The sequence below is a fragment of the Mesorhizobium sp. WSM4989 genome, from assembly GCF_029625795.1.
Taxonomy (GTDB): domain Bacteria; phylum Pseudomonadota; class Alphaproteobacteria; order Rhizobiales; family Rhizobiaceae; genus Mesorhizobium.
The window spans coordinates 2,431,255-2,456,639 of the sequence record NZ_JARTVN010000002.1; the positions used below are offsets into that span (position 1 = coordinate 2,431,255).

Here is a 25,385-nt window from a genome sequence, read left to right on the forward strand (position 1 = left end):
TTTGGCCGTTGCGCGACGGCCGTTTCGTTCGATGCCTCAGCCGCCCGGCGGACGGCCGCATGACTGACGCACCACCAGCCGGCACGGCAGTTTCCTGATTCCCGGCGCGGCCGGCTGGCCGCCCACGAGCGAAAGCAGAGCGAGCCCGGCCTCGCGGCCGAGCGCTGAAAGGTTCATGTCGACCGAGGTCAGCGGCGGGCGCGTCGCCTCGGCCACGATCTCCCAATTGTCGAAGCCGATGACGCCGACATCGTCGGGCACGCGGATGCCGCGCTCGCGCAGCGCGTCGATGACGCCGCGCGCGATCTGGTCGTTGCCGCAGAAGACGGCATCGGGCCAGCCTTGCCTGCCCCGGCCGTTGCCGAACAGTTTCGCCACCGCATCGTGGCCCCAGGCTTCCGACCAGGCGCCGAGCAGCGGCTCGCCGACCGGCAGGCCATGCGCCTCGAGCACTTCCCGGTAAGCCTCGGCCCGCGCGTGCACCACGGCGAAGCCCGCCGGTCCGGTGACATGGGCGATGCGGCGGCGCCCGAGCCGCAAAAAATGCTCGACCGCCAGCCGCGCGCCGCCGGCATCGTCGGAGACCAGGCCGACCGCGCCGGCATACGGCTGAGTGAAGGCATAGACGACCGGAATGCGCAAATTGGAGAGATCGATCGGCAGATGGCGGTCGATGCGCTTTCCCGTGGCGATGATGCCGTCGACGCGCTTGTCGAGCATGGCCTCGACATGCAGTTGGCCGAGCCGCGTGTCGTCCTCGACATTGCACAGGAACACCGAGACGCCATTGTCGACCAGCGCATCCGAAACGCCGGCCATCAGCGGCAGCGAGAAGCGGCCATAGGTATCGTTGGTAAGCAGGCCGACGGTGAAGGAGCGCTTGCGCAGCAGGCTCTGCGCCAGGTGGTTCGGCCGGAAGCCGAGACGCTGCGCCACCTCACGAATGCGCTCGCGCGTCTCGGCGGTCATCCGCCCCTGCCCGTTCAGCGCCTTCGACGCCGTCGCCACGCTGACGCCGGCCGCAGCCGCCACCTCGCGCAGCGTGACCGGCGGCTTGGCGGAAACTGGCGCTGGCTCGGCGTCGGAAGACATAGTTCGAGGCGCATCCCTAAGTTGGGAAAAGGTTTTCCCTTATCGTCCTGCGCGAAGATGACGGGTGAGGTCAGCGGACGCGGGGCGATTTGGGAAAAGGTTTTCTCAAAGGGAGATTAGGCGAAGGTGGCGGCGTTGGCAAGGGGAAAGGACTCGACGCGGCTGCTCGCCCAATCGTTGACGTGCGTGGGATATCATAAGTTCCAGTCTCGAAGAACCGGAAGGGCCCGCAAGCAGACTTGTCGGTTTCCCAGAAGTAGCTAGCGTAAACCTGCACGACCGATATGTGGCGCAACTCGGCGGAGAAGCGATTTTGCGGTTTTACCAGTTGGTCGCGATGTATTTTGGTTGGAGATATTCAAGCAGGCCGTGATGCCCTCCCTCGCGGCCGAGCCCGCTTTGCTTCATCCCCCCGAACGGCGCTGCCGGGTCCGAAACTAGGCCACGATTGACGCCGACCATTCCACTTTCGATGCGTTCGGCGACCCTCAGGGCGCGTCTGAGATCACTACTGTAGACGTAGGATATGAGGCCATACTCCGTGTCGTTCGCCAGCCGGACAGCCTCGTCTTCCGTATCGAAGGGCGTGACCGCTGCGACCGGCCCAAAGATCTCTTCCTTCGCGATGTCGGAATCGGGGGAAACGTCAGCTAGGACTGTCGGAGGATAGAAGAAGCCCTCGCCAGGCCGCGGTTTGCCGCCCGTTTCGATACGCGCCCCACGGGCAACGGCATCCTTCAGCAAGCGATCAACCTTCTCCACGGCCGTCGCGGTAATAAGGGGCCCGAGCTGGGTCGTCGCTTGAAGACCCGGCCCCACTGAAAGCGACGACATTTCCTGGGTAAGCCGGCGGACAAAAGCGTCGTAAATGCCGCGCTGCACATAGAAGCGATTCGCCGCAGTGCAGGCTTCTCCGCCGTTGCGCATCTTGGCGACCATGGCGCCTGCCACGGCATCGTCCAGATCCGCATCATCGAACACGATGAAAGGAGCGTTGCCGCCGAGTTCCATGGAACAGCTGATGACCCGGTTGGCGGCCTCACGCAACAGGATGCGCCCAACGGCGGTCGAACCCGTGAATGACAGTTTGCGCACCCGACTGTCGTGCAGCATCGCGCTCACCACAGGCCCCGCGGCCGTGGTCGTCACGATGTTGACGGCACCTTCGGGCAAACCGCCTTCCATGAGGATCGCACCGATCGCCAACGCGGTCAGTGGAGTCTCAGCCGCCGGCTTCAGTACGCACGTGCAACCCGCCGCGAGCGCCGGGGCGATTTTGCGGGTCGCCATGGCCGCAGGGAAATTCCAGGGCGTGACGAGAACGGCGATGCCAATCGGCTGGTATTGAACCAGGATTCGGTTTGCACCGCCCGGCGCGTGGCCGATGTCGCCGAGAGTACGCACCCCCTCCTCGGCGTACCATCGGAAAAACTCCGCGGCATAGGTTACCTCTGCGCGAGCGTCCGGGAGGGCCTTGCCGTTCTCCAGAGATATCAGTTGCGCCAGCCATTCGGCACGATCGCGCATGAGCTGGTGGCAGCGCATCAGGATGTCCGATCGCCGGCGTGAGGGTGTTTGCCTCCACATCGTCGCAGAAGCCTCCGCAGCATCGATCGCCCGGATTCCGTCGGCGACTGCGCCGTCTGCGACAGATGCGATCGTGCGCCCGTTGGATGGATCGGCGACATTAAACCGATTGCTGCCGGTTGCACTTGTCCATTTGCCGCCCACCAGCAGATCCACAGGAGCGCTTGCAATGATAGCCGCAGCATCCACGCAAAAAGGTTCGATATCCCTTGCTGTCTGACTCACACCCATCCTCTCGCGGCTTTAGAAAACATGCGCAACCAGTCGGACGATCGCTGGAACCAATATGAAATTGGTATTGCAACCGGTGTCAATATAGATCAAATTGGTTGCGGAGAAATCTGCCCGATTCGTTCTGGAGTGGCTGCATGACCGTCGTTTTGAGGGATTTCATCGAGGCGGCAGGATTGCAGCCAGGCGACCGGCTGCCACCCGAGCGCGATCTGGCGCTCAAGCTAGGTTTACCCCGCACGGCCCTCCGGCGCATGCTGGCTGAGATGGAGCAAGAGGGGCGCCTGCTTCGCCATGTCGGGCGTGGCACTTTCGTCGCCGAGCGAGGGGCAACTGCCAGCGCTCCGTATCGCGCACACGACGCCTCCCGGAAGGAACTGTGGACCTATCCCGCTGAGGTCTTCGAAGCACGATTAATCATCGAGCCGAAGGTGGCGGCGCTCGCGGCGTTGCGGGCGACCCCCTATGAAACTGAAGAGATGCACAAGGTCATCCAGCATGGCAGTACCGCCGCGACGCTGGCGGAGTTCGAGCGTTGGGACGCCGCGTTCCATCAACTGGTAGTGGTGGCGGCCCGCAATGGATTGCTGGCCTCGCTCTACGAAGGTATTCACTCGCTTCGGGCGGGGCGTCTTTGGGGGCGCATGAAAGAGCTGTCTCTGACGAAAGAGCGTATGCAGGAGTATACGGCCCATCATCGCGCGATCTTACAGGCGATCACTGACCGCGATGGTGGGCAGGCCGAACAAAGAATGCATAGCCATATCTTGACCGCGAGAGCCAACATACTCGGATCGGAGACAATGGGGTGAGTAGGCCTCATCGCCAAAATTTTGAGATTGCCGAACCGAGCGGAATGGCGCGTTCGAACGCTAATCGCCTGTCGTTCTATTCAAGGCGGGGCATCTGACACTGTTTTCACGACGGACGCGGTGCGCGCCATCCAGACAAGATGAGGTTCCTGTACGCGGCGGGCCCGTCCCCAAGGAAGAGCAAGGTTATCGCCTCTTTGCTTCGGGCTGGCGACGGCGCATCGCACGCTTATCCCGCCATTCGTAAAGGGAATAGACAAGCGGGATGAACCATGGCTTGCCGCGGTAAAACGGCACGGCCTTCGGAGCGGGGTCGAAATCGAACGCGGACTGCGCCTTTTCGGTTTCGCCGAGGATCTTGAAGGCGGCCTTCTTGCCCAGCCAGCGGGCCCAGACCACTCCGGAGCCGCAGAAGCCGGTGGCGTAAACCGTATCGCCCGAGGTGAAAATCCGAGGCACCATGTCGCGATGCATGGCGACCTGGCCAAACCAACTATGCGTCAGGCCGACGCCCCTCAGTTCGGGGAAAATTCGGCCAAGTTCGCTGCGCAAATGGATGGTCGGCGCCAGCGCGTCACCCGCCGTGGTGCCGTCCCTGCCGCCGAAGAGGATGCGCGATCCGTCCGCCGAAGGGCGATAGTAATAGCTGAGTTGGCGCATATCGCCATACATCATGCGCTTCGGCATCAACCGGTCCATGACGCCTTCTGCCAATGGCTCGGTAGCGATGATGCGGCTGCGCACCGGCACAATACGGCGTCGCAGCCAAGGATCGAAGCCGTCGGTATAGGCATCCGTGCAGATCAGCACCTTCCTGGCGAGAACGTCACCGCGCGACGTTCTCACACGGACCCCGCCGGCCTCGGCGATGGTTCCCGTAACGGCTGTGTTCTCATGGATTACCGCTCCGGTTGCCATTGCCACCCGTATAATACCCGCAAGCAGCTTGGCCGGATGCAGGCCACCGGTATCCATCCGCACGAATCCACCCGTGTAGAAATCCGTTCCGATATAGGTCGGCACGTCCAACCGGCCAACGGGATGAGCCTCGATGCCCAGAAAGCGCCGCAGTAGATCGGCGGAGCGGCTGAGTTCGTCGCATTCATCAGCGTTGATCGCGCCGACGAACAGGCCGGAGAGATGGAAGTCACACTCCACCTTCTCCTCCTTCAGAAAGGCCCACAGGTCTTCCCGTGCGGCCTTTCCCTCCATCAGGATCTCGGTGGCGCGGGCCTCGCCGAATCTTCTGATCAATTCCTTGCGCCCGGGTCGAATGCTCCCGCTCGCCATGCCGCCATTACGACTGGAAGCCGCCTGCCCCAGCGACTGGCGATCGAAAAGCTGAACACTGCGACCGGCACGAGCAAGCTCGATGGCCGCCGAAAGTCCTGCATAGCCTCCCCCAACGATCGCCACGTCGCATTTGGAGGCGACCCGGCGGACTGGGAGGGGAGAGAAGGTGCAATCCTCCCACCAATAGGGCGTGGATTTGAAGGGGCCAGCGGAATCGGCGGTCATGGGAACATACCAGCTTTTGGTCGGATCGGCGGGCAAGCGCAAACCGGTCAATCACGTGAGACCCAGAGTTTGCGCGTGGTTTCGATGGCACGCCATACGCCGGTGAATCCCGGATGCATGACGAAGGCGTCGCCAGCCGCGATGCGGCGCGGCGGGCAGCCATCCTCAGTGAGTTCGGAGACACCCGAAAGGATGTAGCAGAACTCGAAAGTCTCGCCCTTAATCGAACGATAGGCGCCAGGCGTGACCTCCCAGACCCCTGCCTTCACGGCGCCGTCTGCGGTCTGGGCGATATCCCAGCTCAGAAAACGTGGATCGCCCTCCACAAGGCGGTCGGGCAGAGGCTGCCCTTCGCGTGGGCGCGGAAGAACATTCTGGTCGATGAACGTCAACTTGGACATAGGGATGTGGCCTTTCTGCGCGTTGAACGCCGTTCGAACCAAAGTTGCCGCTCCAAAAGCTTCAAGGCAGTCAGTCCGACGACATTGAGGGTGAGGTAGAAGACGGAGGTGATGATGAAGATGTCCATAATGGCGAAGGTTTCGCTCATCAGGCGTTTGGCCCAACCGGTGATTTCGAGCACAGCGATGGTCGAAGCGAGGCTGGATTCTTTGACGATGATGGCAACCTCACTGCTGTAGGATGGCAGCGCTTGTCGCAAAGCCAGCGGGAACTTGATCCGGCGCAAGATAATCCAAGGCGACATGCCGCAGGCTTCCGCCGCCTCGATCAGCCCGCGCGGCAGGGATAAAAACGCGGTTCGAAAGATTTCGGCTGTGTAGGCACCGGTGTTCAACAGGACCGCGAGAATGGCTGCGTGCAGGCCGTCGCCGATCAGCCACCAAATCACCGGGTTGGAGCGAAAGAACCCGACCTGCCCTAATCCGTAGTAGATCACGAATATCTGCACCAGCATGGGCGTGCCGCGAAAGACGGCGCAATAGGCGTCGGCCGCCGTGCAAACCAAGCGATTGCGCGAAGTGCGCGCGAGCGCCACCAGGATGCCGAATGGCAGTCCTAAGCCCACGCCGAACACCGAGATCAGAAGCGTTGTCTTTGCGCCGGTGAGAAGGAACGGAATCGCATAGGCAATAATGGTGAAATCCATTCTAACCTCCGCTGAAGCCGCGATTGATATGGCGCTCAGCCAGGCCGAACAGGGTCTGGCTGACTGCTGTCATGGCGAAGAACAGCGAGGCAGCGATGCAGTAAAAGAGAAGTGGCGAGCGCGTGATGCCCGCTGCGATAGCCGCCATACGCATGAGTTCCTGCATGCCGACGATGGAAACGAGTGAAGTATCCTTGATCGTCATCTGCCAGACATTGTTGATCCCGCCGAGAGCAAGTCTCAACGCGAGCGGCAACGTGATTCTGAAAAAGGCGACCGATCGAGGCAACGCCAAAGATTTCGCGGCTTCAAGAAGACCGTTGGGAACGGCTTCCAAAGCGCCTCGCATCACCTCGATCGAATAGGCGCAGGAAATGGTCGCGATGGCGAGGATGCCGATAATGGACGGGTAGGCACTTTCAGCCATGTCTCGGTAGCCGAAGGCAACGGCTATCTTCTGCACCCAGTCGACAGAGCCAAAGAACAGGAGATAGATCACAAGAAGACCCGGCACGCCGCGGACGACGATGCTGTAGACATCGATCATCTGGGACAGCACCGGGAGCCGCTGCCAGCGCGCTATGGCAAACGGGACGGCTGCGATCAACCCGATCATCATGCCGACCAGCCCGATGCAGATCGTCACGAAGGCGCCGCGCAGCAAAGCGAGTCCCCAGCCCTGCTCCACAACCAGCGACCAGATAGTTTCAAACATGGATGACACCCGTCGGGCCGCCGCGGGCTGCGACGGCCAGTTGTTGCGAGAGGATCACTTATTGCACGGAATGGTGTAGTCGTCCTTGAACCACTTGAGGGAAGACTCCTTGATCTTACCTCCATCGATCATGTTGCAGAGCGCGGCATCTACCTTAGCCTTGAGTTCGGCATTCCCCTTGCGCATGCCGACACCCATGCCGTGGCCGAGGGTTTCAGGATCGCTCATCGCCGTAATCTTCACATCGATCTTCGTGAAGTTGGCGCCGTCCGGTGTAGCGAGGAAATCCATCCAGGTCGGGGAGTCGCCGAAAGCGGCATCCAGGCGGCCAGCCGCAAGATCAGCGGTCTGCTGAGTGGTGGCATCATAAGTCTTGAGATCGGCGCTGGTCGCCCGCTTGCCGATGAATTTGGCATAGGTCGTACCTGTCACGACGCCGACACTCTTTCCCGCGAGCGCCTTTTCGATCTCCTCGAGACTCTTGAGCCCGGCAAGAGCGGAATCTTTGGGGACCACGAAATAGAGCGGGGTGGTGGCGTACGGGATGGAGTAGTCGATCTTCTTCTGACGCTCGGCAGTGATGCCAAGGCCGGAAATGATCACGTCGAAGCGGTCGCTATCCATGGAGGGAACCAGCGAACTGAAAGCCTGCACCACGAATTTGCACTTCATCTTGAGTTCGGCGCAGATACCGTTGGCAACGTCGGCGTCGAAGCCGGTGACGTTTCCGTTGGCGTCGGCCATGCTGAACAGCGGCGCGTCCCCTTCCGTGCCGACGCGTAGGACGCCTTCCTCGGCGCGCGCAGCACCGGCTGCGGCGGCGAGCATGAAACCGGATACGAAAATCGAACGAAACGTTTGAACTGAAAGCATGAGTGTTACCCCTTTTCTTGTTCTGCTGAAGAAAACCGCGATCACGCGGCGGCTGGCATGACGCTGGAGAGAAACCGTTTCACCGCCTCCGAGGCAGGGTTGCGAAACAACTCTTCCGGCGCATCGTCCTGCTCAAGGATACCTTTGCGCAGGAATATCATTCGGCTCGACACGTCGCGCGCAAACCGCATTTCATGGGTGACGAGAAGGATGGTCGCCCCCTCTTCGGCCAGCGTGCGGATCACCTTCAGCACCTCGCCCACGAGTTCCGGATCGAGCGCGGATGTGGGCTCGTCAAAAAGCATGATCTTTGGTCGCATCGCCAGCACCCGTGCGATCGCCACGCGCTGTTGTTGACCGCCTGAAAGCTGACTGGGATAGCGGTCGCGGAATTCGGCCATCCCCACCTTGGAAAGCGCCGAAAGCGCCATATCCTCGGCCTCCCGCCTTCCTTTCCCGAGCACGTAGACGAGCGCCTCTGTCACGTTGCCGATCACGGTCCGGTGCGGCCAGAGATTGAAGTTCTGGAACACCATGCCAGTCCGCTGGCGAAAGAGCCGGATCTTCGCGCGGTTGGTGATTTCGCTCTTGCCCGGTCGATTGGTGATGGAGATTGCGTCGCCCATCACCTCGATCCTCCCTGAGGTCGGCGTCTCCAGAAAATTTATGCAGCGCAACAACGTGCTCTTTCCCGAGCCAGACGCGCCGATAAGGGATATGACCTCCCCTTCCGCCATCTGGAAAGTGACGTCGTTAAGGATCCTGATCGCGCCGAGATTCTTACTGAGTTCATGGACCTTTAGAACCGGGGCCGTGTCACGGCGTCTTCGGTTCCATTCAGATCGCACCTTCTCAACATGGGGCTGGCCCCGGCTGTCCATCGTCTGCGCGAGTTCGTTAAGTGTTAGGCGACTGTGACCATCGCTCCCACTTTCGTCGGTGACGGCGCCGTCTATGGCGCTCCTCCTCGAAACGGTTCGATATCCCTTGCTGTCAGTCACGTTCATCGGCTCGCTGCCTCTAGCAACTATTTGAAACCAATCTCGGGATTCTTAGGACCAATATGACATTGGTATCGCAACCGGTGTCAAGATAGATCAAATTGGTTGCGAGAAAAATCTACAGGAACAGCTTACATTTGGCGCGTCGGATCCAATTCGCGGAATGAAGATCATCGCAGATAATCCGCCCCTCGCCCGGCCTCAGGCGAACATAGACTCGCCTATCGCTTCCTAAACAGAATGTCGCTCCGCCGGGCCGCCCACGCGTCGCCGCCGGCGCCGAGCCCGCGCCAGCGGCATTAAGGGACGGCGGCGCCAGGTGACGGGTCGGCAGCGGTCGGGGAACCCGATCCGGTTCGAGCACGTCCACATAGCGACGAGACCCACGCGCCGGCAAACGCCTCATTCCAACGCCGCCGTTGCGGAACGATTAGCCGCTCCTCGATGTTGATGCGACATCGGATGGCGAATCCATGGAACGGCGCGACAAGGAACAGGAGAACCTTTCCCGGCTCGAACGGGCCGCGCAGCGGACTGCCGATCCGAAAACGATCCAGCAGCAGGCGAAAAAGCCCGAGGAAAAGTTCCGCTTCAGCTTTCGCAAGGAAGACCTCTGGTGGACGGCTGGTTTCGCTGCCGTAGCCTTGCTGCTCTTTGCCGTCCAACTTCTCATCAATTGGCGCGTGGAATGGTTTGAGGCGCCTTTGCGCGCCCGCGTGCTGAACTACGTCTGGGGCGGCCTTCTCATCTTCGTCATGTTGACGATAGCGAATATCGTCGAAGTCTTTCTCATCGGCCGAATTCCCAATCGCGTTTCGCGCTTCAACCTGAAACGAATCTTTCGATTGATCGTCGTGGTCGCCGTCGTCTTCGTGGCCATCTCGGTTCTGTTCGTGAACTGGTACGCCGCCGTCGTTTCGCTCGGGCTGATTTCACTGACTCTCGGCTTCGCGCTGCAGATGCCGATCTCCAGTTTCATCGCCTGGATCTATATTCTGGCCCGGGCGCCCTATCGCGTCGGCGACCGGATTCGCATCGGCGACGCCCATGGCGATGTCATCGACGTCAGCTATCTCGACACGACGTTGTGGGAATTCGGCGGCGAACATCTTTGGACCGATCATCCGAGCGGACGCGTCATCAAGTTCCCGAACTCCACCGTGTTCGACACGCCGGTCTTCAACTATTCCTGGCCGCTGTTTCCTTATGTCTGGAACGAAATCAAGTTCCAGCTCGCCTACGACAGCGATCTGGAATTCGTGGCGAAAACCATGCGAGAGGTCGTGGACGAGCAGATCGGCGACATCATGAGCCAGAAGGTGAAGGTCTATAAGGACATCCTGTCGAAAACGCCGGTGGACGAGCTGCAAGTGAAGGAGCATCCGGTGGTTCATTTTCGCGTCAGTGAAAATACCTGGCTCGAAGCCATCGTGCGCTACCTCGTGCCGCCCAAGGAAGCGGGGCGCACCAAGACACGCTTGATCAAGGAAATGCTGGCGCGAATGAATGCAGAACCCGATCGCGTGCTGTTTCCAAAGAGCAATTTGCGGTGAACTTCCCGGCAGCTTGGTAGAGCGAGGTCGTTCGCATCCTTCTACGGCTTGTCAGTTCATTGGCCAGACGATCGCCAGCATCGGCACGGCAACAATGACGACAAGGAACGACAGCGGCAGCCCCAGACGCGGATAGTCGCTGAAACGATAGCCTCCCGGCCCCATGACAAGGGTGTTGCATTGGTGCCCGATCGGCGTGAGGAAGTCGCAGCCGGCGCCAATGGCGACAGCCATCAGAAATGCTTCCGGCCTATAGCCCAGATCGGCGGCGAATTCCGACGCGACGGGCGCCATGACTAGCACGGTCGCGGCATTGTTGAGGAATGGCGTCACGGCCATGGCGGCAACGAGGATCAGCGTCAGGGCGCCGGGCGCCGGAAGAACGGTCCCGAACCTGGCAAGCTCCGCGGCGACCAGCGCGGTCGCCCCCGTAGTGCGCAGCGAATCGCTCACCGGGATGAGAACGGCGAGCATCACCAGGATTGGGCCATCCAGCGACTGGTAGACGTCGCGGAGCGGGATGACCTTGAACAGCACGATCCCGACCGCGGCCGCAAAGAAAGCGACGGGAACAGGGAGCAGACCCACGGCAGTCGTGAGCATGGCAAGGGCGAGGATTACCACGGGCACGATACCCTTGCGCACGCTGCCAAGAAGGATAGGCCTTTCCGCCAGCGGCAGGCAGCCGAGTCCGCGCAGTGTCTCGGGCATTGTGGTTGCATTGCCCTGCAACACGACGACGTCCCCGAGCCTTAGCTCGACCTTGGCGAGCCTGCGATCGAGGCGCTGGCCGCGACGGCTGACAGCCAGGAGGTTGACGTTGAAGCGATCGTAGAGGGCAAGTCGCTGGGCCGTCCAGCCGATCAAAGGCGAGCTTTCGCCAATGACGGCCTCGATAGCGACCATCTCGCTGGTGGTGACCTCTTCATTCACCCGATCGCCCGTGACGCTGAGCTTGCCTTGCGAGACAAGGCGATCCAGCGCCGCCGGGTCGCCTTCGAGCAACAGGATGTCGTTCACCTTCAGGACAGCATCGGGCAGCGGCGTCATCCGCATCGTCCGATTGCGCAGGATCGACGTCACGACGGCATCGCCGCCGGCAAGCTTTATGACGTCGGCGACGGTCTTCCCAAGCACGGTGGAATCTCCGACAACGCGCGCCTCGGTTAGGTAGTCCTTGATGTCGAGGGCTTCATTCAGCGCCCCGCCGAGCTTTTCGCGCACCGGCAACAGCCAATAGAAAGACAGCAGAAAGATCATTCCGGCGGCGGCGACGGCCGCTCCAACGGGCGCGAAGTCGAACATTGTGAACGCCGTTCCGGTCAGCTGCTCTCGCACCCGGGAGACAACAATGTTCGGGGAAGTGCCCACCTGCGTCATGAGACCGCCGAGCAATGACCCGAACGCCATGGGCATCAGAAATATCGATGGCGAGGTGCCGGACCGGCGCGCGAACTGAAAGGCGATCGGGATCATGATCGCCAGCGCGCCTATATTCTTGACGAAGGCAGACAGGCACGTCACCACGATCACCAGCAGCGCCAGTTGCGAGCGAACTCCCGACAATTTCGGAGCAAAGCGCGCGATGGCGAGTTCCATGATGCCCGATCGCGCTATGCCTGCGCTCACCAGCAGAGCACTGCCGACAATGATCACGATATCGTCGCTAAACCCGCTGAAGGCTTTGTCAAAGGGCACAATCCCAACGGCGAGGGCGAGCAACAGCGCCGCGGCAGCGACGAGATCATAGCGATAGCGGCCCCATACGAACGCTGCCATCATCACGAAGGTGACGGCGAACGACAGGATTTGCGGCATGGTCATGTCTTCGGCTGCTCCGCAAGCGGCTGATCAGAACGCCCAGACTGCTCCTTTGTTGCTTTGGCCCGACGGTCTTGGGCTGCTGGCGGAGCTGAAGGCCATCGCGCATGAGCGCGGCCCATCGCCCGGCTCTGCCCTCGCGCGCGGGCGAAATTGCCCTATCGCTTGCTGAAGAAGCCGGACAGAATGTTCGGGCCGGCTTCGCCGGGCCGCAGCCTGATGCCGTCCTCGAAGCAGTTCAGCGTCACGCATTCGAAGCCGCTGTGGGCGAGCAACGCCACCAGCGAGTCGCGGTCGAAGTGGTGCAAATGCTCGTTGGGGAGACGCATACGCCAGCTTCGGAACCAGGCGTCGCCGTCGGCGCCGAGCTCGCGCCAGCGGCAATAAGGGACGGCGACGGCCAGGTGCCGGGTCTGCAGGCGGCCAAGGAAACCCAGATCCGGGATGTGTTCGAGCACGTCGAACATGGCGACCAGATCCCACGAACTGGCCAGCGCCTCGTCCCAACCGACAAAGCGGACCCCCGCGGGCAGCGGGAACTCGGCGATATCGTAGCCGGCGCAATCGGCGACCCCGGTTATCTTCGCGGCTTCGATGAAGGTGCCGGTGCCGTACCCAATCTCCAGCACCGAGCGGGGGATCGCGCCGGTCAATCCCAGCACCCAGCCAAGCCGCTGATATCCGAGCTTGATGGTCCGGTCGCTCAGGTCCTCGTAATAGGAAATATATTGCTTGTCGTATTTGATCGGCGTGAAGTCGATCTGGTGGATCACGCCAAATCGGTCCACCTCGTAATTGTCCAACATCAGCGTGCTGCCCTCCGGATTCCCATTCTTTATACGGCGGCGCTAAACGCAGCGTAACTGGCGGGGCCGGCGACGCAGCCAAGCAAGGCGACAGATGAGCGACAGGTAGCCCCACTCGCCATTCCGCTTCGCTCCGCTTTCTGTTTCAATATCTCCTCATTCGCTCGGGAGAATCTCCATCTCAACCGATCCCTTCGCCCCCCTGCGCCAACGTTTCCTCACCCGCTGCGCGGCTCAGCTCGCGGAGCTGCAGGCGGCGCGCGAGGCGCTGCCCGGCTCCGACCTGACCAAGCTCGCGCATTCGCTCGCCGGCGCGGCCGGCACTTTCGGCTTTGCGGAGATCAGCGTGCGGGCCTCAGAGCTGGAGACGCTGCTCATCGAGCAGGCGGAAAGCGGCGATGTCCGCGCGGCGCTCGATGCCTTAATCGCGGAGATCGAGCGGACGCTGGCCTGACGGCACCCGCCGGGCTCACTTCTTGGCGGCGCCGAGGCCGGTCCTGGTCATCTCGCCCCAGCCCTGGTTGCCGCGCACGAATTGCCACCAGCCCTTCACGCGCCAGAAATTGTTGAGCTGGCGGTAGCCGAAATTCTCGATCACGGCGGCCGCCGTCAGCACGGCGAGATCCCTGGCGCGCGGAAAGCGCTGCAGCTCGGCCTCTTCCAGGATGAGCGAGCAGACGCTGACACAGACGCCATAGGTGAAGATCAGCGAGGTGAAGGCCAGGAGATATTCGGCCGACAGGATGCCGAGCAGCCAGAAGGCCGGGATCAGGATATAGCCCAGCACCTCCGCCACCGGCCCCATCACATCGACGATGAAGATGTGGCCGAAGCCGAGGAAGCCGACGCGGCCATAGCGCGGGTTCAAGAACATGGCGCGGTAGCGGAAGAAGCATTCGAGCGCTCCGCGCTGCCAGCGCGTGCGCTGCCTCGCCAGAACGCTCAGCGTTTCCGGCGCCTCGGTCCAGCACACCGGCTCGGGAATGAACTGAACGCGGTATTTGCGCTTCTTGTCGCGCATGTGGCGGTGCAGCTTGATCACAAGGTCGAGGTCCTCGCCCATCGAGCCCTTGGTGAAGCCGCCCACCGCCACCACTTCGGCACGGCGGAACATGCCGAAGGCGCCGGAAACCAGCATCAGCGTGTTGACGCTGCTCCAGGCAAGCCTGGCCATCAGGAAGGCGCGCAGATATTCGACCACCTGGAAGAGCGGCAGCAGGCGGCTCGGCAAATGGACCTCGCGCACCCTGCCGGCCTCGATCTTCGAGCCGTTGGCGATGCGGATCGTGCCTCCGACGGCGATGATGCGCTCGGGATCGTCGATGAAGGGCTGGGCGGCGCGCATCAGCGCGTCGGGCTCGAGGATGGAATCGCCGTCGATCACACAGAAGAGCGGCGCGCGGCAGACATTGATGCCGGCATTCTGCGCGTCCGCCTTGCCGCCATTCTCCTTGTCGACCACGAACAGCCGCTCGGTCATCGGCGAGGAATAGAGCCCGCGGATCGGCTTGTGCGCCAGCGCGTCCTCGTAGGGACGATGGAACTTCACCAGCTTGAAGCCCTCGATCAGGCGTTGCAAGGTCTGGTCCTTCGAGCCGTCATTGACGACGATGACCTCGAAATTCGGATATTCGAGCGCCAGCATCGAATGGACGCTCTCCACCACATTCACTTCCTCGTTATAGGCCGGCACCAGAAGCGCGATTGGCGGCGCGACCTCGCCGTAGCGCTGCCAGAGCAGCGCCGAGCGCGCCACCGGCGGGCGCTTGGACAGCGCATAGCCGGCGAGGACGAGCTGCAGCAGATAGATTGTCGTCTGCGCCAGCCCCGCCGCGATGATGAACCAGGACAGGATGGTGGCGGCAAGGACGATCTCGTCGCTCCAATCGGCAATCATGCGGCCGGCCCCTCGGCAAGAATGAGCGAGGCGGTGCGCTGGCTGCGCGAGACCTCGCTGTCGGCAATCTGGCGCAGCAGCCGCTCGCCCGGCTGGCCGAAGGAGCGCAGCGCTTTGGCGGCGGCATAGCGCACGCTCCAGACCTCGTCGTCCAGCAGCCTGGACAGCGGCGGGGCAAGTTCGGGAAGGCCGAGGCGTCGCGCGGACTCGGCGGCGGCGGCGCGCACGTCCCAGTCGTCGTTTGCCATCGCGCTCGTCAGGATCGCCGGTGCATCGGCGTGTCCGGTGAGGCCCAGCGCGCGCAGAGCCGCGGCGACAACCTCGGGTGAGGCATCGCCGGTCAAGCCGGCGAAGAAGGCGGCAAAGCCGAAGCCGCCGGCGCGGGCGAGCGCGTCGATCGCGGCCGCCCTGATGAAGGGCACGGCGTCGACGCGCGATGCATGGATCGCAAGCTCGTTGAAGCGCGTGCGCGGAAAGCGCCTGAACAGTTCGATCAGGCGTCGCGAGCGCTGTCCCGCCACGCCGATCTTGTCCAGCGCGACGCCGAGCAGGGGCAGGCTGCCGAGATCGCAGAGCGCGATGGCGGCGGCGATCCTGACTTCGCGCGAGCGGTCCTGGTCCAGCGCCGAAAGCAGGCTAGCCGTCGCATTCTGCGACCCCAGCGCCGCCAGCATCTCGGCCGCGTGGATGCGTTCGGCCACATTGCCCCGTTCCAGCTGCCTGCCGACGAGGGCCGGCAGGCCGCATTCGTTGAAGGCGACAAGGACCTCGTCACGCTCCTCGCCGCGCAGCAGCGAAACGAACTCGAAGCCGGCCTCGATCGCCACGCCCGGCGGCACCGAAAGAATGGCCGTTTTCAGCGTCTGGCGGTCGCGATCTTCGGTGAAGGCGATCAGCGCCGTCAGAAGCTGGCGCCGCTGTCCGGCTCTGGCGCTGTCCCGGCGCTCCCGCAGCAAACGGCGCGCGATCAAAAACAGCATGATCACCAGGGAGAGCGCGCTGAGCAGTATGGAGAGATTCCAGACGTACCACATGGTCAGAACCGCGCCGTCAGCCCGAGCCCGAATATGCTTCGGTCGAATGTCGGGCGTTGTTCATGCGCGATGCTGGCGCGCAGCGTCAGCGGATCGCTGACGTCGACGGAGAGGCCGCCAAAGACGGTGCGCGTCGGCACCAGCGTGCCGTCGGAGATTTCGGGGGCGTCGGCATAGCCGCCGAAGAGATTGACATGCGGCGTCACCGCGAGGTCGGCACGAAGCACATAGCCGTCCGCGCGCGTCCCGATATCGTCCTCGGCATGCACCCAGCGGGCGGAAAGCCCCAGACGGCCGTCGAGGAGATAGCCCTGCAGCCAGGGCTGGATGCTGGTGACGTCGGCGTCGGCGAAATTGTCGTAGCGGGCGTCGACGTTGAGCGAAAGCGGGCCGAAGACCTTCGCCGGCGCCACGACCTGCCACGAAGCGCCGGCCCCGATCGAATAGCGCGCCAGAAAGTCGGCATCCGGCGTCGCCGCGGCCAGCGCATAGGCGGAGAAGGCCGGCGAGAAGGCCTGGTCGACGCGGCCCTCGATCTGGACGTCGGTGTTGCCGAAGCGGGTGGCGAGCCGCGTGCGGCCGGAGATCGTCGTTTGGGGCGATAGCCGATAGGAAAGGCCGGCCGAACTGTCGGTCCAGTCGCCAAGCCCGTCGGTGAGATCGCTCACCTCGCTGCCGAGGTCGAGCCGCCATTTGCGCGGCGGCGGCGCGGCCAGCCTTTGCTCGATATCGGCCGAACCCGGCTCGATGGCGAGCGCCTGGCCGTAAGCCTGCCGCGCGGCCTCGTCGTCGCCCTCGGCACGGCGCACGTCGCCGAGCCCGACCAGCGCCTCGGCATTGCGCGGATCGAGCGCCAGCGCGCGCTGCAACGATTGCCCGGCCCGCTGGTAGTCGGCCTCGAGCAAGGCGATTCTCGCATCAAGGTTGAGGGCCTCGACATTGTCCGGCGCCGAGGCCAGCACATCACCGACCAGGGCGCGGGCGCGCGGCGCGTCGCCCTGCCAGATCGCCAGGCGCACCTTGCCCAACCGAGCGTCGAGAAGGCCGGGCCTGATCGCAAGCGCCCGGTCGAAGAACCGCCCGGCCTCGTCGAAGCGCTGGGTGGAGCCGACAACGAGGCCGAGCGCGACCAGGGTGTCGGTGTTCCTGGGCGACAGCTTGAGCGCGCGGCGATAGGCGGTCTCGGCCTCGGCCGGCTTTCCCGCCGCCCGCAACCGCCTGCCCTGCTCCAACTGGATCGCGACGGGATCGGGCCGCCGGTGGGGCGGCTTCTTCGCCGGCGCCGCGGCAGCCGGAACCGGCTTCGCCTGGCTGGCCTGCTTGGCCTTGCGGATGTTCTCTAGAAGTGCTGCCGCGTCGGCATTGCCGGGCTCTGCCTCAGCGACCTTCTCGGCGAGCGGCAGCGCCGCATCCAGATTGCCGGAGCGGAATTCGACCTGGGCCATGCCGAAGCTCGCATCGCGATAGGCCGGGGCAAGGGAAAGCGCCCTGGAAAAGGCGTCGCGCGCCGCCGGCAGATCGTTGCGGCCGAGCTCGGCGAAGCCAAGCTGCACAAGAGCGTCGGCATTGTCAGCTTTCAGCGCCAAGGCGCGCCGGAAAAGATCGGCGGCCTCGTCGAAATGCTGCGCCTGCCTGGCCTTGACGCCGGATGCGTAGAGCTCGTCGACGGTCTGCGCCAGCGCCGCGCCGGGAGCGGCGGCGATCGCCAGGATCAGGCATGCGGCAAAGGCTGAGCGCCGGCCGCGCCGCATCAGCGCTTCCCGCCCTTGCGGGCGATGAGACGCGCCAGCCGGGCCAGTAGCTCCTCGGGAATGAACGGCTTCACCAGATAATCGTCGGCGCCCTTCTCAAGCGCCGAAACGATGTCCTTCTCGGCCTTGCGGGCGGTCAGCATCACCACCGGAGTCTTCGACAGCACCGGGTCGCCCTTGATGCGCGCCAGCACCTCGATGCCGTCGGCCTTGGGCATCATCGCGTCGAGCACGATGATGTCGGGGCCATCCTGCTCCGCCTTCGCCAGCGCCTCGGCGCCGTCCACCGCTTTGATGACCTCGTAGCCCTTCGCCCTCAGCCTGAATTCCATCAGCTCGAGCAACAAGGGATCATCATCGCAGATCAGAACTCTTGCCTTCGCTCCATCCACCACCAGTCCTGCTCCGGTTCCATCGCCCCCCGGAGAGATGACGCCGCGCGATCTTAGATAAAGCCGATTCGCGGCGGCCGCATTTCGACACAATCACTAGATGAATATTGGGCCATGGTATAGGAGCGGCAAACGCAAAACCGACCTTGCCGACAGGCATCTTTTGCGCGGCTTTCTCGCCGGCTAAACCGGGCCGGAACGACCCGAAAGCAGCCTTCTCACCTCGCCCGCAAGCGCCAGCGGGTCGAACGGCTTGGCGATCACTCCCACGGCTCCCATGGCGAGATAACGCTCCACCTCATGCGTCTGGGTGCGCGCCGTGATGAACGCCACCGGAATCGCGGCGGTCAGCGGCGAATCGGCCAGGCGCTTCAGTGTTTCCGGCCCGTCCATGTCCGGCATCATCACGTCGAGCAGGATGAGGTCAGGGCGCCAATCGGCGGCATCGGTCAGCGCTGCGATGCCCGAGGCGCTGGACCGCACCTCGAATTCCGGCTCGAGTTCCAGCGACATCTGGGCGATTTCGCGGATGTCGTCCTCGTCATCCACATAGAGGATCCTTGCCGGCATAATCATCACTCCTTGGCACTGGAGGCGGGTCTGGCGCTATCGAGCGATGAGACCAACATGCTCCTGACCAGCCTGGCGACATCGATCTCCGACGCCTTGGTCTTGGTCATCATCGCCTGCACCCGGTCACCGAGGTTCTGATCCAACTCGGCCGCCGAGAACACGATGACTTGGGTTTCCAGCGGCAGATCGATGAGCAGATCCAGTCCCGATCCGTCGGGAAGCAGTATGTCCAGGATGACCAGGTCGAAGCGATGCTTTGCGACCGCCTTCCGCGCCTCCTGCAGCGTTTTGGCGGAAGCGATCAAGACGCCCGGACCCAAGCCAGCTGACATCACGGCAAGGACGCCCTCGTCGTCCTCGACGTGGAGGATCCTCGGCCTCCGCTCGACCTTGCTGGCGAGGATCTTGGCGAGAGCGGCGTGAAGGCGCGCCGAATCCACCGGCTTCTCCAGCCAGTCGACGATGCCGATGGCGGTTCCGTTCAGCGAGCGCCTGGCCTCGTCGGCGATGGCGGAGATGACGATGACCGAAATCTCGGAATTCACCGGTGAGACCCTGATGTCGTGGAAAAGCTTGATGCCGGATTCCCCGGCCAGCTTGATGTCGAGCGTCAGCGCCACATAGTCGCGGGAGTTCAGGAGCGCTTTTGCGGTACCGATATCGGGGGCGACATCGCTGGAGAAGCCGTCGGCGTCGAGAAGCGCTGCGATCACCGCAGCGATGTCGGGCTCATCCTCGCAGATGAGGACGCGCAGGCGGCCATCGCGCTTTCGCGACCGGCGCTCGACCAAAACCGGCTTCTCGACACTTCTCTGCGCTTCGGCAAGATCGACGTGAAACGAGGCCCCCTTGCCTTCCTCGCTTTCGAAGGAAACGGCGCCGCCGAGCTTTTCGACGATAGTCTTCACGATGCTCAGGCCCAGGCCGGTGCCCCCCTTCTTGCGGGTGCTGGAGGCATCGGCCTGCTCGAACTTGCCGAATATGCGGCTGCGGAACGCTTCCGGGATGCCGGCGCCTTCATCGACAACGGAGATGCGCAGCATGTCGCGCTCGCGACGCTGGAGCTTCACCATGACAGTGCCGCCGGGATCGGAGAACTTGATCGCGTTCGACAGCAGGTTCGCCATCACCTGGTGCAGGCGATCGGGGTCGATACTGGCTTCGGCGCGCGGGGCATCGTCGACCAGGACGATGCGGATCCCGCTATCGGCCATGTAATTGGAACTGGCGGCGATGGCCTGCTCCAGGACCGCACGCACGGGCATCTGCTTGATCTTGAAGGTGATGACGCCCGACTCGATCTTCTCCATGTCGAGAATGTCGTTGATGAGAAGAACCAGCCTTTCACTGTTGTTGTGGGCGATGTTGACGAGGTTGGCGGCCTTGGGCGGCAGCTCGCCCGCGACGCCGGCTGCGATCAGGCCAAGCGAGCCGCGGATGGATGTCAGCGGCGTTCGCAATTCGTGGCTGACCGTGGAAATGAAGTCGTTCTTGAGCTGGGCGTTTCGCTTCTGCTCGGTGATGTCGCGATTGTAGGTGATGACGCCGACGATCTTGCCGGCCTCGTCGCGGAACGGCGCCTTCAGCGTGTAAAGCCAGCCCTGCCTGCCGTCAGGCAGGAGCGCGGGCTGATCGATGCGCAACGTCTGCCCGGCCTCCAGTGCGCCCAATTCATCCTGCCTGAAGCGCTCGGCCACGTCCTTGGGATAGAAATCGAAATCCGTCTTTCCGATGAGGTCCTCGACGGAGGCGGCGCGCACCAGTTCGGCGGTGGCTGGATTGGCCGCGATGAAGCGCCCCCGAGCATCCTTCACGTTGAGACTGTCCGGCAGCTCGCGAACCATGGCACGGAATATCATGTTGGACATGGCGAGATCGCGTCGCCGCTGCTGCCGGTCGAGCAGCACGGCAATGATGAAGGTGCTCAGGAAGCGGAACAGGAGCGACGGCAACGTGCTCTGCTGCACGAAGCCGGTCACGACCTGCGAGGGAATGACCAGAAGCGTGATGAGCCCGGCCAGCGCGACCGACAGGCCGAGGCCGAGTATGTCGAACATGGTGCGCGAGCGGACCGCGACGATGTGGTGCCAGGCCAGGCCGACGACGGCGGTGATCAGGATGCTCATGACGCCGACTTCGGCGCCCTGACCGCCCAGATGAAGACGATAGGCGATGGAGCCGGCAGCGGCGATGAGCATCGCCGGCCATCCGCCGAAGAACGCGGCCGCGCCGATAAACGCGGCACGCAGGTCGACGATGAAGCCGGAGACGGACAAGGCCGTCGCCATGGAAATGACCGCGCCCGCGCACATGACCACGCCCAAAAGCAGCGAATGTGCCCGCCGCGAGAGACGCCCGGTGAAATCCGCCACAAGGTCCCAGGCGACGATAAGGATGGAGACCAGCGCAAGATTGGCCAGCAGTGAGTGCCAGATCTCGGTCATGATTTTCCGGCTCCGTTTTTTCCGACAAATACCGGCAAAACCTATCCGAGGTCTAAAGAGGGAGCGGAGTAGGCTGATTCGGAGTGACACGCCGAATACGAGACATGGCGCCAAGATCCCGTCGGACCGACGTGATCATGCCGGGATATGTCGAGGAGCTCGGCGGCGAGTGGCTCTAAGCCAGACTGCGGAAGCTCGACGGTGGCCGCGACACCCAGCCCTCGATCTCGCGGGTGACGAAGGCAGCGGCCTGGTGATGGATGAAATGCCCGGCACCAGGCAACGCCAGCAGCGATGTGACGTTGTCGACTTCGCGGTATGTGCCATCGAAGGCGCCGGCAGGAACATACGGGTCTTGAGCGCCGAACATCACCAACGTCGGCGCCTTGACTAATGGCAACTGGCCAATATCCGGCACCCTGCCGAGCGGAATATTGGCGCTGTAGTAGCCCAGCATAGCCTCGGGATCGGAATGTCGGAGCGACGCCGAGAGCGCCTGCCGGTCGCTCTCGTCGGCAACCCATGCGGCAAGCTCGTCAGGCGCCGGCAAGGCGGCCGCACCAACTTCCTGGAAGAGACGCATATAGGCGAAATATCGGGCGTTGGCCGGATCGACGATGGCACGAAGATAATTCCGGGGGTGAGGCGTAGCCAGAACAACCAGATGGCGTACAGCCTGCGGAACACGCATGGCCAGCCACCATGCTATGGTTCCACCCCAGTCATGACCGACGATCGAGGCCTGGGAAAGTTGCTCCGCCACGAGCACGGACAGGACGTCCTCCACAAGGTTCGGCAGCAGGGCGTAGTGGGCGTGTCCCCGCGGAGCGTCGCTTCGCCCAAAGCCGCGCAAATCCGGCGCCAGCACCCTGAAGTTGCCGCACAGAGCTTCCAGTTGCCTGCGCCAACCGAGACCATGATCGGGAAACCCATGTAGAAAAACGATCGGCGGGCCTGAGCCCGCCGCAACGTAATGTAGCTTTATTTTGCCGTTCGATGCGAACTTCGACTCAAAACCTGTATCCGAAGTCACCTTAGTCAACCGACTTCGATCACATCTTTACTTCGAGGCGCAGGAACGGGCCTTGGAAAACCTGATTTTCGTGGTCTGCGTTCACAAGCAGGTTGTGCCATGCTTCGATCTTGTAGCCTGCGGTGAATGTGGTGTTTGCTACCGGCGTCCAGCTCAAGCCGAGCGATGCATCCAGGTTCGAGACCGTTTCGCTCGAGCCCTGACTGAACAGCGTCTCGGAAACGTGCGCGTCCGGATTTGTTTGCGAGAGGTTGAGACCGACGCGGTCGATGCGGCGGCCCCACATGATGGCACCCGAAACGGCACCCGTCAGGCCCCAGTTCTCGCCGACAGGGTAGTAAGCCTCCGCACCGGCCCGGGGACCGATGCCCCAGTATTCGGACGTGCCCATCTTGTCGGCGGAGCCCCCCTTGTCGGCAGGATTGGTCGGCGTGAATGTGCTGGACACGTCGAATACCGTTTCGTCGGAATGCACGAGCCGCAGGCCGCCGAAGAAGCGGATATCGGCCTGCTGAACCTTCACGTGCTTGCCGACGTCGAAATCGAAAGCCTGGAAGGTGTAACCGTCGCCGTAGCCAAGGCTCAAAATACCGTCTGGATCAGTCACTGGTCCTTCACCAAGGATGACCGACCGGTCCTTGCCGATATGGAAAGCGCCGGCAAGACGCCAATCCAAGTCCGAGGAAATCTGCTTGGTTAATGAGACCGACCCGGAGATGTCGCCGTTGCTGTTGCCGAGCTTGTCGCTGCTGAGCTTGTCGTCCTTATGGACATTGTTCCAGAAGTACGAACCTTCGAACGACATCTTGATGCGCGAATCGATGACGGTCTGGTCCGACGGCTGCGTCTCTGTAGCGTGAGCCGTGGCCATGCCCAGAGTTGTCGCCGAGGCAGCCGATGCCGCCATCGTCGCCAAAAGTTTACCCTTGCCCTGCGAATGCATTTCAATCCCCACCCAGAATCCAGCCCGCGTGTTATTGCAGACAAGTTCATAAAGGCATATTCCCGCTGCGGGACGCCAACAACTTTACGGCGTCACTGTCACGTCTTTGCAACAATAGCGCACATCGCCCGGTTGGGAGGGACGTCGCGGTCGTGGGCGTTCCGGCATGGAGGTAGAGTGAGCAATTCCACGCAAATCGAAGGCATGCTCAACAATCTCGTCTCCAACCTGTTCGCACAAAGCGGACGAGATGACCGGGAAGGTGCTGGTCCCAAGGAGATCGGCAACCTCGTCGTATTCGACCATCCCGACAGCGTCGACAAGATCGTCAAAGCCGCAACCCTGTTCCGCAAGAACTTCTCGCTGATCTCGGCGCTCGGCTTCAGCCGCTTCAACACTAATGACGAGGAGTGGTCGACAAGGCGCGCGATCACGCAGGACCGCTATCTCACTGCCGCCAAGCCCACGCACGAGGCAGGCGTATACGAGATCTTCAGCGACTGTCTTGCCGGCTCCGAGCCCTCGCTTGTCGGCATCCAACAGGCCCTCTTCGCGGGCGCCATGAAAATCTTCTACCAAGCGTTCGGGCTTGCTGCTGATGCCCGCCCGACGGCGGCGCTGCTTGGCCGGGTGCGTGAGGTACTGCGCCGTCTCCAGTACTATTCCTGGGTCACGCCGAGCAATGACGAACGAAACAGCGCCATCCAGGATGCCCGCGCCGTCATTGCGGATTTCGGCTCGCAACTGATGGCAGAGCCTCGGGCGGCGGCCGAGATGGGGCGCTTCGCCGAGAAAGCCCGAGGGATCGAAAGCTTTTCCCCGATCGAGGAGTTCGTAATGAACCTCTTCGCCGGCGTCGAAACCACCGTGACGACGGTGCTGTGGGTGGTCGACAGGCTCGGCGCAAACCAGAAAGTGCAGGAGCGCATCCATGATGAAATCTTGGGCGACGGGCGGCAGACGCCATTCACCGACTGCTTCATCAATGAAACGATGCGGTATTTTCCGCCCATTCCATTCCTGACGCGCGAAGTGAGCTCCGACACCATTCTGGATGGCACGGCATTGCGCGCCGGACAGCTTGTCATGCTTTCTGTCGTCGGCGTGCACCAGCATCCCGATTTCTGGGAAAATCCGCGGACCTTCGATGCCAGTCGCAAGGAGTTCATCGACAACAGTTTCGACCGGCGCGCCTTCATCCCCTTTCTGACCGGACCGCGCATGTGCGGAGGCGCGCGCCTCGCCCGCCTTGAAGTGGAGCAGGCGGTTCGCGCGGTGGTGCGGCAATTCGAATTCGCCCGTGCGGACGATATCATCCGCTTCGACTATGCCCTGGCGCTGCGCCCGGCGAGCGGTATGTCGGTAACGGTATCAAGGCGCTGACGGGCTCTGATCCGCCCCGACAGGCATGTCGCGCCAAAGCTCCCGGATCAAGCCTCCGAATTGCCTTGCGATGATTTTCTTTACGGCCGCATCATTTCCATAGCGCCGACTTTCGGCCACGGGAGCGATATCCAGGTCGTGGGCCGGAAACCAGTTTCGCATTGTCGCCCGGACATTGTCATATGGACTGGCAACAAAGTCCTCATAGGCGACATGGACTATCCTCGCCGCATCGATCCTCGAAAGGTAGCTCCGCCACCTTACCTCGCAGTCCGCAATGTGTCGCACTGTGTCGATGACGGCCTTCTGGCTTATGGTTTTCAACGCCGGGATTCCTGGCAGCGTTTCTCCGCCGTCGAATGGTTGCCCGGTATAGAGCAACGAAAGCAGGCTGACGGTCTGATCAAACTTGTTCCGCCGGCTCAGGAAGACATAAAACGAGTTGGCATCGTCATCACCGACCGCGCGGCGGGCAAAATTCAGGTTCCCGACAAACAGCTTGGCTGCAAACACGCCGTTCACCGAGCGCTTGTCCAGAAGCTGCCTTCCGTATGAGGCCGCCAGGCGATCAAGTGCCAGGACGTCGATCGTATCGTCATCAGTCCAACGACGCATGAGCGGCACCGCAAATTGCCACTGGAAGTATTCGGTCGGCAGGCCGAGCCCGAGATGCCGCATGACCATACAATAGGTATGGCCGGCTGTCCGCGGCGTTGTGCAGATCAAGACCCTGGCCGGATTGCTCGACGAACCATGTCGGTCGAAAGCTGTCGAAAGGAGCCTGCTATACGCCTCCTCGAAGTGCATTTGTGGTTTCG

The 25,385-nt window shown here is 62.5% G+C and carries 23 protein-coding genes; 4 read left to right on the forward strand and 19 right to left on the reverse strand.

What is annotated here, in order from left to right; all coding sequences use genetic code 11:
* Positions 1–36: 36 nt before the first annotated feature.
* Positions 37–1,092 carry a LacI family DNA-binding transcriptional regulator gene (locus P9217_RS24650; RefSeq protein ID WP_278088127.1) on the reverse strand — a complete coding sequence of 352 codons (1,056 nt, stop codon included), beginning with the start codon at positions 1,090–1,092 and terminating at the stop codon, positions 37–39.
* A gap of 321 nt (positions 1,093–1,413) precedes the next feature.
* Positions 1,414–2,910 (reverse strand): NAD-dependent succinate-semialdehyde dehydrogenase, encoded by a 1,497-nt coding sequence (locus P9217_RS24655; RefSeq protein ID WP_278088128.1) that lies wholly within the window; start codon positions 2,908–2,910, stop codon positions 1,414–1,416.
* Positions 2,911–3,047: 137 nt separating this feature from the next.
* On the opposite strand from P9217_RS24655, the gene P9217_RS24660 reads away from it, so the two are divergent.
* Positions 3,048–3,722: an FCD domain-containing protein gene (locus tag P9217_RS24660; RefSeq protein WP_095783156.1), complete on the forward strand. Its 675-nt coding sequence runs from the start codon at positions 3,048–3,050 to the stop codon at positions 3,720–3,722.
* A gap of 186 nt (positions 3,723–3,908) precedes the next feature.
* On the opposite strand, the gene P9217_RS24665 is transcribed toward P9217_RS24660, so the two are convergent.
* From P9217_RS24665 to P9217_RS24690, 6 genes are read right to left on the reverse strand one after another with little or no spacing between them, the layout of a single operon-like run.
* Positions 3,909–5,240: an FAD-binding oxidoreductase gene (locus tag P9217_RS24665; protein WP_278088145.1), complete on the reverse strand. Its 1,332-nt coding sequence runs from the start codon at positions 5,238–5,240 to the stop codon at positions 3,909–3,911.
* 47 nt (positions 5,241–5,287) lie between these two features.
* Complete coding sequence (locus tag P9217_RS24670; RefSeq protein WP_067329699.1) at positions 5,288–5,641, reverse strand: cupin domain-containing protein; 354 nt, start codon at positions 5,639–5,641, stop codon at positions 5,288–5,290.
* A complete protein-coding gene (locus P9217_RS24675; RefSeq protein WP_067329696.1) occupies positions 5,629–6,348 on the reverse strand; it encodes an ABC transporter permease subunit in 720 nt (239 codons plus the stop codon). Before P9217_RS24675 ends, P9217_RS24670 begins: the two co-directional genes overlap by 13 nt.
* A gap of 1 nt (position 6,349) precedes the next feature.
* Entirely contained in the window at positions 6,350–7,063 is a 714-nt protein-coding gene (locus P9217_RS24680) for an ABC transporter permease subunit (RefSeq protein ID WP_095801181.1), read from the reverse strand.
* Positions 7,064–7,117: 54 nt separating this feature from the next.
* Positions 7,118–7,936: a transporter substrate-binding domain-containing protein gene (locus P9217_RS24685; RefSeq protein ID WP_278056079.1), complete on the reverse strand. Its 819-nt coding sequence runs from the start codon at positions 7,934–7,936 to the stop codon at positions 7,118–7,120.
* A 41-nt stretch (positions 7,937–7,977) separates the two neighbouring features.
* Positions 7,978–8,943, reverse strand: coding sequence for an amino acid ABC transporter ATP-binding protein (locus P9217_RS24690; RefSeq protein WP_278088129.1), 966 nt, complete (start codon positions 8,941–8,943; stop codon positions 7,978–7,980).
* Positions 8,944–9,410: 467 nt separating this feature from the next.
* Between P9217_RS24690 and P9217_RS24695 the strand changes: the two genes are divergently transcribed.
* A complete protein-coding gene (locus tag P9217_RS24695; protein WP_127239984.1) occupies positions 9,411–10,490 on the forward strand; it encodes a mechanosensitive ion channel family protein in 1,080 nt (359 codons plus the stop codon).
* 51 nt (positions 10,491–10,541) lie between these two features.
* Here P9217_RS24695 and P9217_RS24700 read toward each other — a convergent pair whose 3' ends face one another.
* Both P9217_RS24700 and P9217_RS24705 read right to left on the reverse strand, forming a co-directional pair.
* Positions 10,542–12,314: an SLC13 family permease gene (locus tag P9217_RS24700; protein ID WP_127243199.1), complete on the reverse strand. Its 1,773-nt coding sequence runs from the start codon at positions 12,312–12,314 to the stop codon at positions 10,542–10,544.
* Between the two features lie 155 nt (positions 12,315–12,469).
* Complete coding sequence (locus P9217_RS24705) at positions 12,470–13,117, reverse strand: class I SAM-dependent methyltransferase (RefSeq protein ID WP_127247005.1); 648 nt, start codon at positions 13,115–13,117, stop codon at positions 12,470–12,472.
* Positions 13,118–13,319: 202 nt separating this feature from the next.
* Here P9217_RS24705 and P9217_RS24710 point away from each other — a divergent pair, with 202 nt between their 5' ends.
* Positions 13,320–13,571: an Hpt domain-containing protein gene (locus tag P9217_RS24710; protein WP_278088146.1), complete on the forward strand. Its 252-nt coding sequence runs from the start codon at positions 13,320–13,322 to the stop codon at positions 13,569–13,571.
* Between the two features lie 15 nt (positions 13,572–13,586).
* Here P9217_RS24710 and P9217_RS24715 read toward each other — a convergent pair whose 3' ends face one another.
* The 8 genes from P9217_RS24715 to P9217_RS24750 form a co-directional block, all read right to left on the reverse strand.
* Positions 13,587–15,014, reverse strand: coding sequence for a glycosyltransferase family 2 protein (locus P9217_RS24715; protein ID WP_278088130.1), 1,428 nt, complete (start codon positions 15,012–15,014; stop codon positions 13,587–13,589).
* Entirely contained in the window at positions 15,011–16,048 is a 1,038-nt protein-coding gene (locus P9217_RS24720) for a HEAT repeat domain-containing protein (RefSeq protein ID WP_278088131.1), read from the reverse strand. Before P9217_RS24720 ends, P9217_RS24715 begins: the two co-directional genes overlap by 4 nt.
* Before the next feature lie 2 nt (positions 16,049–16,050).
* The gene (locus tag P9217_RS24725) at positions 16,051–17,799 is read right to left on the reverse strand and encodes a YaiO family outer membrane beta-barrel protein (RefSeq protein WP_127325160.1); all 1,749 of its coding nucleotides are present in this window, start codon (positions 17,797–17,799) and stop codon (positions 16,051–16,053) included.
* Positions 17,799–18,191, reverse strand: a complete 393-nt coding sequence (locus P9217_RS24730) for a response regulator (RefSeq protein ID WP_067000929.1) — start codon at positions 18,189–18,191, stop codon at positions 17,799–17,801. Before P9217_RS24730 ends, P9217_RS24725 begins: the two co-directional genes overlap by 1 nt.
* Before the next feature lie 183 nt (positions 18,192–18,374).
* Positions 18,375–18,761: a response regulator gene (locus tag P9217_RS24735; RefSeq protein WP_278088132.1), complete on the reverse strand. Its 387-nt coding sequence runs from the start codon at positions 18,759–18,761 to the stop codon at positions 18,375–18,377.
* 5 nt (positions 18,762–18,766) lie between these two features.
* On the reverse strand, positions 18,767–21,208 hold the full coding sequence (locus P9217_RS24740) for an ATP-binding protein (RefSeq protein WP_278088133.1): 2,442 nt from the start codon (positions 21,206–21,208) through the stop codon (positions 18,767–18,769).
* A gap of 175 nt (positions 21,209–21,383) precedes the next feature.
* Positions 21,384–22,241, reverse strand: coding sequence for an alpha/beta hydrolase (locus P9217_RS24745; protein WP_278088147.1), 858 nt, complete (start codon positions 22,239–22,241; stop codon positions 21,384–21,386).
* Positions 22,242–22,260: 19 nt separating this feature from the next.
* Positions 22,261–23,184, reverse strand: coding sequence for an Lpg1974 family pore-forming outer membrane protein (locus P9217_RS24750; RefSeq protein WP_278088134.1), 924 nt, complete (start codon positions 23,182–23,184; stop codon positions 22,261–22,263).
* On the opposite strand from P9217_RS24750, the gene P9217_RS24755 reads away from it, so the two are divergent.
* Positions 23,179–24,567 carry a cytochrome P450 gene (locus P9217_RS24755; protein ID WP_278088316.1) on the forward strand — a complete coding sequence of 463 codons (1,389 nt, stop codon included), beginning with the start codon at positions 23,179–23,181 and terminating at the stop codon, positions 24,565–24,567. The genes P9217_RS24750 and P9217_RS24755 overlap by 6 nt on opposite strands.
* On the opposite strand, the gene P9217_RS24760 is transcribed toward P9217_RS24755, so the two are convergent.
* Positions 24,556–25,374: a hypothetical protein gene (locus P9217_RS24760; protein ID WP_278088136.1), complete on the reverse strand. Its 819-nt coding sequence runs from the start codon at positions 25,372–25,374 to the stop codon at positions 24,556–24,558. The two genes, P9217_RS24755 and P9217_RS24760, sit on opposite strands and share 12 nt — an antisense overlap.
* Between the last annotated feature and the right edge of the window lie 11 nt (positions 25,375–25,385).

Excerpts from the sequence above, each read along its gene's own strand:
- P9217_RS24705 (WP_127247005.1), bottom strand. The coding sequence starts at position 13,117 with ATGTTGGACAATTACGAGGTGGACCGATTTGGCGTGATCCACCAGATC.
- P9217_RS24715 (WP_278088130.1), bottom strand. The coding sequence starts at position 15,014 with ATGATTGCCGATTGGAGCGACGAGATCGTCCTTGCCGCCACCATCCTG.
- P9217_RS24700 (WP_127243199.1), bottom strand. The coding sequence starts at position 12,314 with ATGACCATGCCGCAAATCCTGTCGTTCGCCGTCACCTTCGTGATGATG.
- P9217_RS24665 (WP_278088145.1), bottom strand. The coding sequence starts at position 5,240 with ATGACCGCCGATTCCGCTGGCCCCTTCAAATCCACGCCCTATTGGTGG.
- P9217_RS24675 (WP_067329696.1), bottom strand. The coding sequence starts at position 6,348 with ATGGATTTCACCATTATTGCCTATGCGATTCCGTTCCTTCTCACCGGC.
- P9217_RS24740 (WP_278088133.1), bottom strand. The coding sequence starts at position 21,208 with ATGACCGAGATCTGGCACTCACTGCTGGCCAATCTTGCGCTGGTCTCC.
- P9217_RS24755 (WP_278088316.1), top strand. The coding sequence starts at position 23,179 with ATGCATTTCAATCCCCACCCAGAATCCAGCCCGCGTGTTATTGCAGAC.
- P9217_RS24685 (WP_278056079.1), bottom strand. The coding sequence starts at position 7,936 with ATGCTTTCAGTTCAAACGTTTCGTTCGATTTTCGTATCCGGTTTCATG.
- P9217_RS24660 (WP_095783156.1), top strand. The coding sequence starts at position 3,048 with ATGACCGTCGTTTTGAGGGATTTCATCGAGGCGGCAGGATTGCAGCCA.
- P9217_RS24670 (WP_067329699.1), bottom strand. The coding sequence starts at position 5,641 with ATGTCCAAGTTGACGTTCATCGACCAGAATGTTCTTCCGCGCCCACGC.
- P9217_RS24725 (WP_127325160.1), bottom strand. The coding sequence starts at position 17,799 with ATGCGGCGCGGCCGGCGCTCAGCCTTTGCCGCATGCCTGATCCTGGCG.
- P9217_RS24760 (WP_278088136.1), bottom strand. The coding sequence starts at position 25,374 with ATGCACTTCGAGGAGGCGTATAGCAGGCTCCTTTCGACAGCTTTCGAC.
- P9217_RS24750 (WP_278088134.1), bottom strand. The coding sequence starts at position 23,184 with ATGCATTCGCAGGGCAAGGGTAAACTTTTGGCGACGATGGCGGCATCG.
- P9217_RS24680 (WP_095801181.1), bottom strand. The coding sequence starts at position 7,063 with ATGTTTGAAACTATCTGGTCGCTGGTTGTGGAGCAGGGCTGGGGACTC.
- P9217_RS24735 (WP_278088132.1), bottom strand. The coding sequence starts at position 18,761 with ATGCCGGCAAGGATCCTCTATGTGGATGACGAGGACGACATCCGCGAA.
- P9217_RS24690 (WP_278088129.1), bottom strand. The coding sequence starts at position 8,943 with ATGAACGTGACTGACAGCAAGGGATATCGAACCGTTTCGAGGAGGAGC.
- P9217_RS24655 (WP_278088128.1), bottom strand. The coding sequence starts at position 2,910 with ATGGGTGTGAGTCAGACAGCAAGGGATATCGAACCTTTTTGCGTGGAT.
- P9217_RS24650 (WP_278088127.1), bottom strand. The coding sequence starts at position 1,092 with ATGTCTTCCGACGCCGAGCCAGCGCCAGTTTCCGCCAAGCCGCCGGTC.
- P9217_RS24720 (WP_278088131.1), bottom strand. The coding sequence starts at position 16,048 with ATGTGGTACGTCTGGAATCTCTCCATACTGCTCAGCGCGCTCTCCCTG.
- P9217_RS24695 (WP_127239984.1), top strand. The coding sequence starts at position 9,411 with ATGGAACGGCGCGACAAGGAACAGGAGAACCTTTCCCGGCTCGAACGG.